Below are 13,097 nucleotides of genomic sequence, written 5' to 3' on the forward strand. Positions count from 1 at the left end.
CGCGCCCGCATCGGCGTCCGAATCGGCGGTTCCGCCGACGCGCGTGAAACCGGCGATATACGCTGCTTCGATGTGGTCGGAAATGTCATACGTCATGTTCGACCGGACGCCCCACGAGTAGCGATCGGTCTGCGGCGCGGTATCGGCGAGTGTCGACCAGAATTTCTGGCCGGCGCGAGGGGTCTGGAAGAGGCTCTGAATGGGGGAGCCGGTATCTTTGTAATATTCGCCGGACAGGTTCCACTTGAAGCGGCCGAGGTTCCACAGCGCCGAAACGCGCGCCGATTTCTGGTCCCCGGCATAGTATTTCGTGCCGCTGGTCACGAATGCCGAGCGGTTCACACCCGGCACGTTGGGGGCCTGCTGGTAATCGATATAGCCGTCGTGCCGATCGGTCACGAAGGCAGCGCGAACGGCAAGGTTGTCTGTCACTGGGATGTTGATCATCCCGCGCGTGCCGAAGCGGTTGTAATTGCCGCCGACCGCTTCAATGCTGGCGTGGAAGCCGTCGAGCTGTGGCTTGGCGGTGATTAGGCTGACCGCACCGACAGTGGCATTGCGGCCGAATAGCGTGCCCTGCGGGCCGCGCAGCACTTCGACGCGCTCCATGTCATACATGAGAACCGAGGCGCCCTGCGCGCGCGGCGAATAGATGCCGTCGACATAGATTGCGACTTCAGGATCGGCGACTTCGGTGTAGGCGGCGTCGTTGCCGATGCCGCGCAGCGTCAGGAGGATGGCGCCTTGGTCGCCCTGCTGCGCGAAGTGGAGGCTCGGCACGTAATTGGCGAGACCGGTGACGTCGCGGACTTGCTGCCGGTCGAGTGTGGCCTGGCTGAAGGCCGAGATCGCGATCGGGGTTTTCTGAAGGCTGGTTTCCCGCTTAGTCGCGGTGACCACAATGTCCTGAAGCTGCCCGGAATCACCGGTCGCGTCAGATGGCTGTGCTGCGGGCGTCGGACCGGCGGGAGTGGGGACCGGCTGTGCGGCGGCGTCCTGCGCGTGCGCTACGGACGAGAAAACAAGAGCAGCGGCGAGCGCCGTGCTCGCAGCAAGTATCTGACGTGTCATTTGAAATCCTCCTAGAGTCGCGCGTCTCTCACGAGCTTGGTGGTGCCAAAAGCAAACAGCGAGTTCTGTGTCAAAACATTTCTGACATCGATGTCGAGGTTTTTGACATCGATGTCGATCGCGGGCAGCCTTCGGTTCGCCGACGTTCCGAACAAGCTCTCGGTGTCAACAAGCCAGCTGTCTTTTGAATCGTTCGATGACTGAGGCCAAACCTTAAACATCGGCGCTAATATCCACGGCCCGTCGGCGGCGAATGTCGCGGCGCGCCGCACGAAACCTCGAAAGGAATCTGGATTGGAATTCATCGGAAAAAAGCTAGGCGGCGCATACCCGGTTCGCCTTGGGCGGGGCGACCGAACACGTCAGCTATTATAGGCACTGCGTTCGCTGGACGGTCTCGTTCGGTGAATGAAAACGCGTATGGCGCTCAAAACGTAATTGGGTATCTAAGACGATGACGACGACACGGAGACCCGGACGGCCGAAGGATCTGGTCAAGGGCGACGCGATCCTCGACGCAGGATGGGCGCTCTTCATTGAGCACGGCGTCGAGGCGGTGTCGATCGAGGCCATCGCGGCGCGCGCAGGCGTGTCGAGACAGATGATCTATAGGAACTTCGCCGACAAGCACGCCCTGTTCGAGCAAGCGGCGGCGCGTAAGATGCTTGCGATCGAGACAGTGGAAATTGATCGCCCCGGCGGTCGGGAGGACACTCTCGAGGGTGCACTCCGAACGTTCGGGATTGCAATCATGTCATACTTGGCGTCCGATACCGCAGTCGCCTTCTACAACGTATTGGCCGAAGAGCTGCGTCGACGCCCAAATATCGCCCAAAGGTTTTACGAAATAGGTCCCGGGCAAATGATCGCGGATCTCGCGTCGATACTCGCAGGAGCTGGAGACCGGCTTGTCATCGACGACCACGTGAAGGCGGCGGAGGCGCTGTTCGGTTTGTGGCAGGGGGGGAGCAACTTCGCGGTATCGCTTGGCGTCGATGCCAAGGTCACTAAACAGGCCATCGTCGAACGGGTCGATTATGGCGTTTTGCTTTTCATGCGCGCTTTCTCACGCTTAAATCTGTAAGCTAAACCGGGCGGTTCGAGAAGCTGGAAGTAGTGAGCCTCAATAGATCGGAATTGAACGGAACCATACGGTTTGGATATGTGCAGCATATTCATTTGGCACCGCCGCCACCAATGCATGGCCTACCTATAAGCGCCGGATTTTCGCTCCCTCGGCTCGGCTGGCGCTGCACAGCGGGTGATCATGAAATCCGGCACGCAGTTGCTTTTTTTGGCCGTTAGGCGACCCCTCCCCTTTCGCAGGAAAAGGGCGAGTGCGACGGGATCCTGGTAAAGCTCCTTGCAGGACATACTTGATAAAGAGCTTCTCGCACGCCACACAGGAGCCCTTATCCTCCAGCTCGCAGTTGGCGCTGAAGCTGGGCGGGACTCAGTTTGAGACGCTGTTCGGTGTGCGAAAGCATTTGGCGCGGAGCGACGGTGGGGTTGATGAGGTCGACGGGAACTAGCGCCGGCGGTCGAATAAATCGCGAAAAACGAAAAGGGGCGGCCTCCGCGTGGAGACCGCCCCTTTTCGTCGAACGATCCGATGGGATCAGAACTTGAAGCTGGCACCGCCCTTGAATGCGCGGCCGATGATGCCCGACGAAGCCCAGGCAGGATTGTAGTTGTTGCCGCCATAGGTGTTCGGATCGAACGGCGCGTGCGCGTCGAACAGGTTCTGGACGATCAGGTAGAACGTAAACTTGTCGTTCACCTTGACGCTGCCGTTCAGATCGACGCTCAGGAAATGCTTGACCGTGCACTGCAGCGCTCCGCCTACCGTCCGCGACACATCCCCGTTATAGAGATAGGTCGAAGCCGGGGTCTGGCCCGCATCGCAGCTGCCGACGCCGTTATAGTCGGCGGCATAGCCCTTATACCCGCTGGTGAAATAGGTGGTGGCGGTGAGCGAATATGGTCCGGCCTCAAGAGTGTTCTGCCAGTTGGCGCGCCAGCGCGGAGTGCCCGACGCCGACGACGTGTTGTACGGCCCGAGCGTGCCGAGATAGTCGTACACGCCATTGACGCCGGTGTTGACCTTATATTCGAGTACCAGCGTCCCCTCGAGCGCCGAGGTCAGCTTGATGCCGTGCCCGAGCGGAACACTCGCCGAAATTTGGCCGTCGATGCCTGAGGTCTGCAGCGACTGGCCGTTGATATAGGCTGCGTTTACGAACGCCGGCGTCGGACGCAGCCCCGGATTTGCCGGATCGGCCGCGTTCGGCGTGATCGTGATGCCGGCGGGCAGGGCGCCACCAGCGAGGTAGGTGTTGGCGTAGGTCGAATCCGCCGGATTGAAGATCAGATCCTTCTTGTGGATGTTGTAGTAATCCACCGTCAGGCTGAGCCAGCGAACGGGCTGAAGCACCGCGCCGCCCGTGAAGCTGCGCGAGGTTTCCGGCTTCAGGTTCGGGTTCCCGACCGAGTTCAGGCCAAGGCTGTAGGTGCCGACATAGGAGTTGCCCCCGTGCGCCGCCTGAACCGCCGCGGGCGGCGTGTAGTTGACAAAGCCGATCACGTTGCCGCTCGTCTCGGGGATCGACGGTGCGCGAAAGCCTTCCGAATATGTGCCGCGGATCGCAAACTGACGGATCGGGGTGAACTTCGCGCCGACCTTGGGCGAGAAGTGATTGAACCCGTCCGAGTAGTGATCGTAGCGGCCCGAAACGTTGACTTCGAGCTGCTTTAGCACGGGCGCGTTCACTTCGAAGAAGCCCGAGGTCACGTAGCGATGGCCAACCGCCGAGAAGGCGTTGATGTCAAGGAACTGCGAACCCGGGTTGGGGCTAGGGTCGTAGATGTTCTCGTACCGGAATTCGCCGCCGACGCCGAGATTGACCGGGCCGCCTGGCAGGTCGAAGAAGGCGTGCGTCAGGATCCCCTGGACCTCCGCCGTCTCGGAATGCGCCTTGCTCTGCTGATTGGGCGAGATAAGCGAGCGTACCGCGTCGGTGTTCGCGCTCGGATTAACGAAGTTATAGGCCCCGGTGTTGATCGCGGTGGTGAGCCCGGCGATGTTGATGTTGCCGGTACGGTCCTGGGTCAGATTGGTGCCCATATAAGTGCCGTGGAGCGTGTAGCCCCAGCTGCCGTCGCTGCCGAACTTGCCATCGATGCCGCCTGCGATGCGGTAGGTCTGCGACGTGTTCTTAAGCGTCTGAGCAATATCGCCGAAACGATAGAAGATCAATGCGCCTTGGCCGGTGGCGGCATACGGGTTCTGCGGATTTAGGGTGCCATTCGACAGCGTTGACGGCAAAACCAAACCATAAGTGTAGGTCGGGTTATTCGACCGCAGCGAACTGGGCGTACCCTGCGCGAATATGATGCTTTCGTAGAACGTACCCGTCAGATAAGCTTGGGCGTTCGCGCCGACGTTTACGGTCAGATGCGCGGTGCCGCCGAAGCGCGTCTGGTCGGGGAGGATCTGGCTGTACTGGTTGACCAGGTCCTGCTCGCAATATTGGCCATTGACGTTGCTGTGCGCGATGTTGGGCTGTGCCGCTCCGGCGCACCCTCCCTGCTGCAGCACCTGGTACTTACCCCCCGCGATCGGCACGCCGCTGAAGATGTTGCCGGGGGTATAGGTTGCCGGGCGGACCACCGCCGCGGTCGTGCTGCTCGACGACGACGTGCTCGGCGCGAGGAAGTTGGTGTTGCCGTTCGCACCGGTATAGCCGCCGCCAGCCTGGATTGATGACAGGTTCTTGGTGTTGTACGGGAATTCGCGCTGGTTGGCGAACAGCGCATTCTGATGCTGGTATTCACCACTAACGTAAAAATTGAAACCTTGATCGGCCAGGCTACCATAGCCAGCGGTTAGGCGAGCACGCTGCTGACCTGCGTCGCCGCGCTCGGAGAGGCCGCCCTCGACGTTTCCGCTGACGCCGCGGATTTCCTTCTTGAGGATGACGTTGACGACGCCACCAACGGCGTCCGCGCCGTAGGTCGACGACGCGCCGTCGCGCAACGTCTCGACACGATCGACGATCGCGCCAGGAATCGTGTTGAGATCGACAAAGCTACGCTGGCCGTCATCGGCAAGCGGATAATACGCCGGGCGTAGGCCGTCGAAAAGCACGAGGGTCGAGTTGGTCGAGAGACCGCGCAGCGATACGCCTTGCGCGCCCGACGCGAAGCCATTCGCAAAGCCTTGGGGCACGCTGCCACCATTACCTGCCGAGATCGACTGGATCACGTCCGCGGTGGTATTGAGCCCGCGCGCGGCGATGTTGGCTGCGGTGATCACCGAAACCGGCGACGGCGTCTCGGTGTTGGTGCGGCGGAAGATCGTTCCGGTTACGACGATGTCCTGGCCGGTTTCGGAATTGGCTTTCGGGTCCGCTGGTGCGGCCTGTGTTTGTACCGCAGCTGATCCCGGAGTTACGGCGTCGGCTGAAGAAGTCGGCGTCGTCTGCGCGGACGCCGGGGCTGCGCCTAGCACGAGCAGAACAGCGCTGGTCGCAGCACCGGCAAGCAGCCGGGTCTTTTGGGCAATGACGGTTTTCTGAATCACACGCGGTTCCTAGCTGAACGCACGCATCCGATCGCTCGTGATGCGCCGTAGATGGCAAATCCCGTGACCGAACATTCGCTCGGCCCCCCGAGACATCGGCGGTGCATGGAGACGCGCCGAAACATTGTAAAGCGACTTGCAAATCTTCGCGAACGGTTCGTTACGGATTGTAGCACGATTGCAACACATTGTACTTGTTGAATAATACCGATTCGGTCCTATCTGACTGATACTGTCTACTGTACCTGCACGCACATAGCTGTGAAATGATATTGTCGTTGAGCCAGGTCAAAGGAGCCGTTTGACTCAGCAGGATATCGTCACGGTAGGTCTCGATCTCGCTGACAACATGTCCCAGGTTCAGGCGATTGCCGCGGATGGCGAAGTGCTAGTGGGCCGACAACTTAGGCGCGCCGAGGTCTTAAAATTTTCTCATCATCGTAATTTTACCTGGTTGGCGAGGATACATGCGCGTCTGCCCTGCACTGGGGTCTGGCTTTGGGAACTCGGCGATGGTGTGCGGTTGAGGTCGCTGGCCTATGTAGAGCCGTACGTGAAGCGCAGAAAGATCGATGCCGCTGATGCATAGGCGATCTGCGAGGCATTGACGGGACCGGCACCGCAGTTCGTCGCGACCTGAAATATCGAGCGGCAAGCGGTGTTGTGGCGACCCAAAACGCGCGATCTGCTTATTCGCCAACAAACCGCGTTGATCAATGCCCTGAGGGCGCATCTGTCCGAGTAAGCCATCGTCACTGGTAAAGGGCCGGGCGGCGTTACCGCGCTAATGAAGCTTCTGCAGGAAGGGCTGGAAATGCTGCCGGCAGATGCTCGACCAGCACTGCTTACAATCGGCACTCAACTTCGATCGTCGGCGAACGAGGTTGATCGACTTAAGACCCAGATACTCGCGTGGCATCGCAGCCGCCGGCTGGCGACCGTCCCGGGTATCGGTCCGATCACGGCTTCGGCGATAGCGGCGGCCGTGCTCCACGCATCGCTGTTCCGATCCGGCCGCCAGTTCGCGGCATGACTAGGGCTAACGCCGCGCACGGATAGCTCTGGCGGCAAGGAGCGCCTCGGGGCATCAACAAGCAAGGCGATATCTCCGCAAGCTACGAGCCGTCGGTGCAACCGCGGCGATGCGCATGGCACGTAAGGACTCCCAGCCGCCAACCTTGGCTGGCGCAACTCCTCGATCACAAACTCGTGAAGATCGCGACCGTCGGGCTCGCCAACAAAGCAGCGCGCATCGCGTGGGCGGTGATCACGCGCAACAAAGTCTATGCGGCTGCGGCTGCATAGCCGCTGGCCTTATCGTCCCATAAAGCGGGCGGTATGTGGTGTGAAGTAGCTCGGTAGTGATGACAAGCAGGTAAACCTCGGTTTTCTGAGCCTCACGGGAGCGCCACTCAATTCCGTGGAAATGATTCCGGCTCATCTCGGCGGCGAGCTTGGGATTGCACCGCCCCGGCTTGCCTCGATCTGCGCGCTTTACCGCCACCACCGTACGCTGTTCGAGCACCTGGACGTTGCGAGACAGGCGCTGGGTTTGCGCGATCTCACCGAGCACGGGGAAAGCACGTTGAATGGCTTTTTGCGGCGCGATGCCGGCGACAATTTCCCCGGGGACGACTTGGCACAAGCCGCGCGGGCATGGCTCCGTGATCACAACTATGTCCAGTTGCCAACGCGAAGGCTGAGTAGTTCTGCTCAAGCGCCCGGCGCTATCACGATGGCGGTCTGTTGGGCGGCACGGGAGCCACAGTGGGGATAGAACAGACGAATGCTTGGCCGCTTGAGCTGTCGGCGACGATATCAAACGGGGAGACTCGGTTGGAACGGCTTCGAGACGGCCCTGCTTCCCATAAAATCAAAGGGCTCGCCGACCAGATCGCCAAAATCGATTTTTCTGAAGGAGCTTGGACCGGAAAAGCTCGATCTTGGGCTGGTAACCGGAATGCTGAAGGCACAGGCGCGATCAATGCTTTGCCGCAAGCCTGCCACACTCAGGCGTATCCGCGGCGAGCGCAAGACTCTTGAGGGAGCCTGCTTTCTGCACTCGCCGGCAGTCGAAACCTACACCCATGTGCTCGACCAATGGGGTGATTCTGCATGACCAAGCCGTTGTTCGCCCTCTCGCCTGTGTCACCAGTGTCACTTTACCAACTCGGTAAAGTGACACTGGTGATTTTTATTGAGCCGAATGAATTAGGGGGGATTCACAGCGGGATCGCTTGTGTTAGATTCCTGCTATGTTCCACCAAGCCGACCTCTTTGACCAGATCAAGCAAGCCCCGCTGGCTGCGGCGCCGCCCGTCCTCGCGCTAGCAGATCTTGTCGGACGTGTTTCACAGGTGTCGAAACGTCCCAGATATGTGTTGCTCATCCTAAACCTAATCGCGAAGGCCGCAGGCGAGAATGGCAGTCTCGGACCCTACGTCCGAAGCAAAGCTGATCAGGTTCCGGTACGAGACTGGCTGTGCCAGGCAATGGCGCCGCTGGCCAATCGCGACTGTCGCCGCACGGCGATGATTGCAGCGGTCCGGTCGGAGCTGGCGGCAAAGGCTGACGCATCGGAAAATGCGGACGATCTGGCTGAGCAGCAGGATGAGGAGATCGAGGCACGCATCCTGCGATCCGGTCGGACAAACGTTAGCCGGGCGGTATCCGATCTTGTGCGTGCTGGATTGCTGCATCGCCATTATCAGGGGTACCGGGTCGATCATCGCAATCGGGGCGCTCAGCGCGAGGCCGTCTACACGATCGCGCCGGATGTCCGGCTTGCGTTGGCAGGCGGCTCTTGAAACAATCCGTATTTGCTGTGCAATGAATATGAAAGTGTTGACGAATACCAGCTTCCGCCGACGCGTACGTCATCCGTAGCTTAATGGTATATCTAATATAAAATATATTACGGGCCTTTACTGATGTAGGTGCAATTTAGAGATGCCCCATTTTGATGAACGGGATGTGGTGGCATGGTCATCCTCTTGTCTGGTAGATGCGGCGACGCTTCCGGAGATAAGCCACCGCCAGATCGCCCGGCTGATGAGCCACCTTCGAACAGACGGTGCCGAAGGTCTTCTTCCAGCAAGCGCGGTCGGCTAGCAATCGCCGCCACGGCGAACCCTTTCGGGATCAGGTTATCCGGCGAACGAATATCTCGCGGAACGCCATAACATCACCCAGACATGCGAGTCGGAGCTGCCCCCCCTTCGGAGTGGTCCGTCGACCATGAAGGTTTGGATCAAGGTGAGCTGCTACCCATTTTTGGAGCACCCGGCTGGGCGTCATCCAGTTCCTGCCGGCCAAGGCGGGCGATGTGCCGCTGACTGGTTCACCAGCGATATCGGCGGCTTATTGCCGATCGCGCTATGTGGTCGCACCTCGTTATACAACGCGACGACGGAACGCTCACCGGACCAGTGTTCGGGAGCTTCTCTACCCGTGGCATCCTTGGGCTGGGCGTCGGGTCCACATTCATGAGACGGTCGAGCGGGTGGGCTACCGGCCGCCGGCTCCGGAAACAGCGACACCGCCATTGCCGGCCTTCCGCTACGCTTCGCTCCACCTCCGCCAGCAATGGCGGCGGAGACGACAATGCACTAGCTATCTACCCGGACCACCCGGTGGGGGCTGCTCATTCTCGCGCCAACTGATGATCTCGGCCGGTCCTTAGAAGTACCGCGACCCGCGCCGGCCCTCGTCCATATCAGCCGCGCTATCGCCGGAACTGCCGCGGCGAGCTCGTTTAGGTCGATGGATCGAAGCATTGCTGGCTCGAGAAACGGGGCCAGCAATGCACCCTGCTCGTCTATCTTGACGATGCGAACAGCGAGCTAATGCATCAAGATGGTGGAGAACGAGAACGCCTTCTCCTACATGGATGCGGCGCTCGAATATATCGAGCGGCACGGCAAGCGGATCGCGCTCTATTCCGACACGCAAACCGTCTTCCGCAACCCTGTCGCAGCGCAAGGGGCGACGCCATGACGCATTTTGACCAAACCATGGAGGCACTGAACGCCGAAATAATCTGCGCCAATTCGCCACAGGCCGGGGCCGTGCAGAGCGCGCTAATGCGACACTGCAAAATCCATGGGGCTGAGATACCCCAAGGTCGAGTTCCTGCGCGTGGGATTGTAGAAGCGTTCGATGTAATCGAACACGTCCTGCCTTGCCTGATTGCGCGTGCGGTAGGTTTTGCGCGCGATCCGTTCGGTCTTCAGCGACGAGAAGAAGCTCTCCATCGCAGCATTGTCCCAGACGTTGCCCGACCGGCTCATCGAGCAGGTGACGCCATTGTCGGCCATCAGCCGCTGGAACTGCTCGCTGGTATATTGGCTGCCGTGGTCGGAGTGATGCAGCAGTGCAGCGGGCTTGCCGCGTCGCCAGATCGCCATGACCAGCGCATCGGTGACGAGCTGCGCCGTCATCGTATCGCTCATCGACCAGCCCACCACCCGTCGCGAGAACAGGTCGATCACCGCGGCCGCGTACAGCCATCCTTCGGCGGTCCAGATGTAGGTGAAGTCGGCCACCCACTTCTGATTCGGCGCGTCGGCGCTGAACTGCCGATCGAGCACGTTGCCCGCGATTATCGAGCGTTCGCCATGATCCTTGGGCGGACCACGGCGCCGCGGCCGCGCCATCAGGCCGTGCACACGCATCAGCCGTTCGACACGATGCAGGCCACATGAAAAGCCTTCGGCCAAGAGATCGTGCCAGACGCGACGCGCACCATAGGTTCGGTAGCTGGAGATGAAGCTGGCGCGGATCTTCCCTGCATACACTTCGTCGCTGCGTGACCGGGCACTTGACGCCCGCACGAGCCAGGCGTGGAAGCCACTGCGCGAGACATCGAGCGCCTCACAAAGCCACGACACTGGCCAGATCCCTCGATGCTTTGCGCTTAACCCGAACTTCATATCGAGTCCCTGGCAAAGTAGGCCGCGGCTTTCTTTTAGGATGTCACGTTCGGCCTTCATCCGAGCCAACTCGCGGCGCAGCCGCTCAATCTCCTGCTGCTCGGGCTTCATGTGGCCGTTGCCCGGAAACGCTGACTGGGGATCAGACTCCGCTTCGCGGACCCATTTGCGCAGCACGTTCTCGTGCAGATCCAGATCGCGCACAGTCTACGCCACCGTCACGCCCCGATCTCGGACCAACTTCTCCGCCTCGAGCTTGAACTCTCGGCTGAACTTCCGTCGTTGCATTCACACCCTCCGGTTCCGAAAACACCTTATCTCGGCGTCCGCGAAACCGGCAGCAGCTCAATTCGCCATCGCGACCCGTACGGAAGCGGCGTTTGGCGACTTGGCTTTCTTGCCAGTTGCCGGTTCGCGAGGGGCGTTTCTTGCCATAAGTCGAAGGGATTAGGGGCAACTTAGTGCTCTGGCAACTAAGTAGCACAACTCCTAAAACTCGAATACAAGAACAGCCTAAAGAAGATCGAAAAGGACAGCAAGGGGAGGGCGCGTTCTTGAAATCTTTGCGCCTCGGACGGGTTTTTAGCTCTGTAGATTTGGACAGCCCGACAGGTATCAAGGCAAAAAATCAGGCGACAACGACGCCAGTGCCGGCCCGTTTGTACCTGTCATTTAATTGTATAGCTGGCGCCAGGCTCATTCTTCAATCCAAAACGGGCTGCGAGCGGGGCCGTCTGTTACAGGACTTGGATCGTCTTTCGCCGCTCATCACGGAATGGGACGACTTGCCCGGGACGCCTGTTCAATCGTCCATCGGTCATTCACGATCCGGTATATACGAACTATAGCGCGTCCGCCCGGTGTTGGCGCAAGCTCGCCACGCGCGTTCGCCTGCCAGTGAATAGGAAATTGTCGAAGCTCATGTTAGCTTATCGTTTCGTGCCTGCGGGCAGCAAAAAGAGTCGTTGGACGCCAGGGAAAATTTTAGCCGCTAAAATTCCAACGCTTGAATGGGAAGGGCTCGTGGGGGGTGCATAAGAAAATTCTTTGCGTCAACATTATGAGATACCTCGCGCTGCGTGGGCTCAAGAAGTCTGACCTCGCCACCAAGGCCAACGTTTCTATTTCCTACATATCGGACGTGACGAACTGCAAAGGGAACCCCTCGCTAGATACAATGGCCGCCATCGCCCACGCGCTGGAAGTCCCCCTTGTGGCGTTGCTCGAAACCCCGCCTGCCGGAACAGATGATTGGGGCTGTGGGTTAACAGACGCTATTCTTAAGGATGACGCGAAGCTGGGTTTGCCCCAAGGCTTTCGTCGTGTTTCCGCGATTGTCACCGATCATCAAGCCTTCCAAATCGACAAGTGGCACAAAGCCTCCCACGATCGGCTCAAGGCAAAGTAATAACTACACTTTTGTGACTCAAAAGACACGCCAGCTATTAACCGAGATTGATGCTGGTTAGCGGTTGAGGTTTCTGAATCATCCGGTATATCGTTTGTCTGACGCATTTGTAATGTTGCGTAACGGGAGCGATAATGACCGGGGAAGCGGATACCGCAACCGTCAAGGAGCGCGCGAAGGAAACTTTGCGGCGGGCCATGGGCTCGCTGATGATCGACGCGCTCGCCGATCCTAAGACAGTTGAACTCATTCTGAACGCGGACGGCAAGCTCTGGCAGGAGCGGCTTGGCGAGAAGATGACGTGCATCGGCACCATTGCCCCCAATCGCGCGGAAACGATCGTCAAAGCCGTGGCTGGTTATCACGGCAAGGAAGCGACGCGGCTTCAACCGACGCTAGAAGGCGAGTTCCCGATCGATGGCTCGCGCTTCGCCGGGCAGATGCCCCCGATCGTGCCGGCTCCTACCTTCGCGATTCGCAAACGTGCCGTCGCGATCTTCACTCTCGATCAGTACGTCACGGCCGGCATTATGTCGGCTGAACAGTGTGCGCTCATCACCGATGCAATCAATAGGCACCGCAATATCCTGATAATTGGCGGAACCGGCTCAGGTAAGACTACGCTGGTAAATGCCATCATCAACGGCATGGTTGATACCGATCCGACCGAACGACTGGTCATCATCGAAGACACAGGCGAGATTCAGTGCGCGGCCGAAAACTTCGTCCAGTTCCACACCTCTCCGCAAGTCTCGATGACTGCACTTCTAAAAACAACGCTGCGTATGCGGCCGGATCGCATCCTCGTAGGCGAGGTTCGCGGGCCGGAAGCCCTCGATCTGCTCATGGCATGGAACACCGGCCATGAAGGGGGAGCGGCAACGCTTCACGCCAACAATGCGGAGGCCGGTCTTAGCCGCCTCGCGCTCCTTATCAGTATGCACCCGGACTCTCCCCGGCCGATCGAACCTTTGATCGGGGATGCGGTGCATTTGATCGTCCACATCGCTCGGACGCCCGATGGGCGGAGGATCGAAAGCATCCTTGAAGTCGGTGGCTTTGCGGACGGGAACTACCGGCTTCGTAAACTCTAAGAGCCCGACCG

The 13,097-nt window shown here is 59.5% G+C and carries 10 protein-coding genes and 3 pseudogenes; 9 read left to right on the forward strand and 4 right to left on the reverse strand.

Translation table 11 applies throughout. The features are described from left to right. Together RH90_RS24400 and RH90_RS23610 are read right to left on the reverse strand one after the other, a co-directional pair. A partial coding sequence (locus RH90_RS24400; RefSeq protein ID WP_232280423.1) for a TonB-dependent receptor occupies window positions 1-1,071 on the reverse strand: 1,071 nt, incomplete at its 3' end. Between the two features lie 11 nt (window positions 1,072-1,082). Further along, window positions 1,083-1,376 carry a hypothetical protein gene (locus RH90_RS23610; RefSeq protein WP_157134731.1) on the reverse strand — a complete coding sequence of 98 codons (294 nt, stop codon included), beginning with the start codon at window positions 1,374-1,376 and terminating at the stop codon, window positions 1,083-1,085. 149 nt (window positions 1,377-1,525) lie between these two features. On the opposite strand from RH90_RS23610, the gene RH90_RS18945 reads away from it, so the two are divergent. Next, window positions 1,526-2,155: a TetR/AcrR family transcriptional regulator gene (locus RH90_RS18945; protein ID WP_010188086.1), complete on the forward strand. Its 630-nt coding sequence runs from the start codon at window positions 1,526-1,528 to the stop codon at window positions 2,153-2,155. Window positions 2,156-2,689: 534 nt separating this feature from the next. On the opposite strand, the gene RH90_RS18950 is transcribed toward RH90_RS18945, so the two are convergent. Continuing rightward, on the reverse strand, window positions 2,690-5,653 hold the full coding sequence (locus RH90_RS18950) for a TonB-dependent receptor domain-containing protein (protein WP_010188087.1): 2,964 nt from the start codon (window positions 5,651-5,653) through the stop codon (window positions 2,690-2,692). Window positions 5,654-6,002: 349 nt separating this feature from the next. On the opposite strand from RH90_RS18950, the pseudogene RH90_RS22225 reads away from it, so the two are divergent. From RH90_RS22225 to RH90_RS23625, 6 genes and pseudogenes are all read left to right on the forward strand, one after another. Continuing rightward, a pseudogene (locus RH90_RS22225) lies at window positions 6,003-6,958 on the forward strand (IS110 family transposase). A gap of 121 nt (window positions 6,959-7,079) precedes the next feature. Beyond that, the gene (locus RH90_RS22230; protein WP_010188089.1) at window positions 7,080-7,430 is read left to right on the forward strand and encodes a DUF4158 domain-containing protein; all 351 of its coding nucleotides are present in this window, start codon (window positions 7,080-7,082) and stop codon (window positions 7,428-7,430) included. A gap of 9 nt (window positions 7,431-7,439) precedes the next feature. Continuing rightward, window positions 7,440-7,772, forward strand: a complete 333-nt coding sequence (locus tag RH90_RS23615; RefSeq protein ID WP_157134732.1) for a hypothetical protein — start codon at window positions 7,440-7,442, stop codon at window positions 7,770-7,772. A 136-nt stretch (window positions 7,773-7,908) separates the two neighbouring features. Next, on the forward strand, window positions 7,909-8,460 hold the full coding sequence (locus RH90_RS18965; RefSeq protein ID WP_010188090.1) for a hypothetical protein: 552 nt from the start codon (window positions 7,909-7,911) through the stop codon (window positions 8,458-8,460). Between the two features lie 695 nt (window positions 8,461-9,155). Then, window positions 9,156-9,265: pseudogene (locus RH90_RS24800) on the forward strand (integrase catalytic subunit); the annotation flags it as partial. 243 nt (window positions 9,266-9,508) lie between these two features. Then, a complete protein-coding gene (locus tag RH90_RS23625) occupies window positions 9,509-9,649 on the forward strand; it encodes a hypothetical protein (RefSeq protein ID WP_157134733.1) in 141 nt (46 codons plus the stop codon). 83 nt (window positions 9,650-9,732) lie between these two features. Here the strand turns inward: RH90_RS23625 and RH90_RS18975 are convergent. Then, window positions 9,733-10,872 (reverse strand): annotated as a pseudogene (locus tag RH90_RS18975) (IS3 family transposase). A gap of 742 nt (window positions 10,873-11,614) precedes the next feature. Here RH90_RS18975 and RH90_RS18985 point away from each other — a divergent pair. Together RH90_RS18985 and trbB are read left to right on the forward strand one after the other, a co-directional pair. After that, window positions 11,615-11,992 carry a helix-turn-helix domain-containing protein gene (locus tag RH90_RS18985; protein WP_029625479.1) on the forward strand — a complete coding sequence of 126 codons (378 nt, stop codon included), beginning with the start codon at window positions 11,615-11,617 and terminating at the stop codon, window positions 11,990-11,992. A gap of 134 nt (window positions 11,993-12,126) precedes the next feature. Beyond that, on the forward strand, window positions 12,127-13,086 hold the full coding sequence (gene trbB / locus RH90_RS18990; protein WP_010188093.1) for a P-type conjugative transfer ATPase TrbB: 960 nt from the start codon (window positions 12,127-12,129) through the stop codon (window positions 13,084-13,086). Window positions 13,087-13,097 lie beyond the last annotated feature (11 nt).

It is taken from the genome of Sphingomonas sp. PAMC 26605, assembly GCF_000241485.1.
Classification (GTDB): domain Bacteria; phylum Pseudomonadota; class Alphaproteobacteria; order Sphingomonadales; family Sphingomonadaceae; genus Sphingomonas.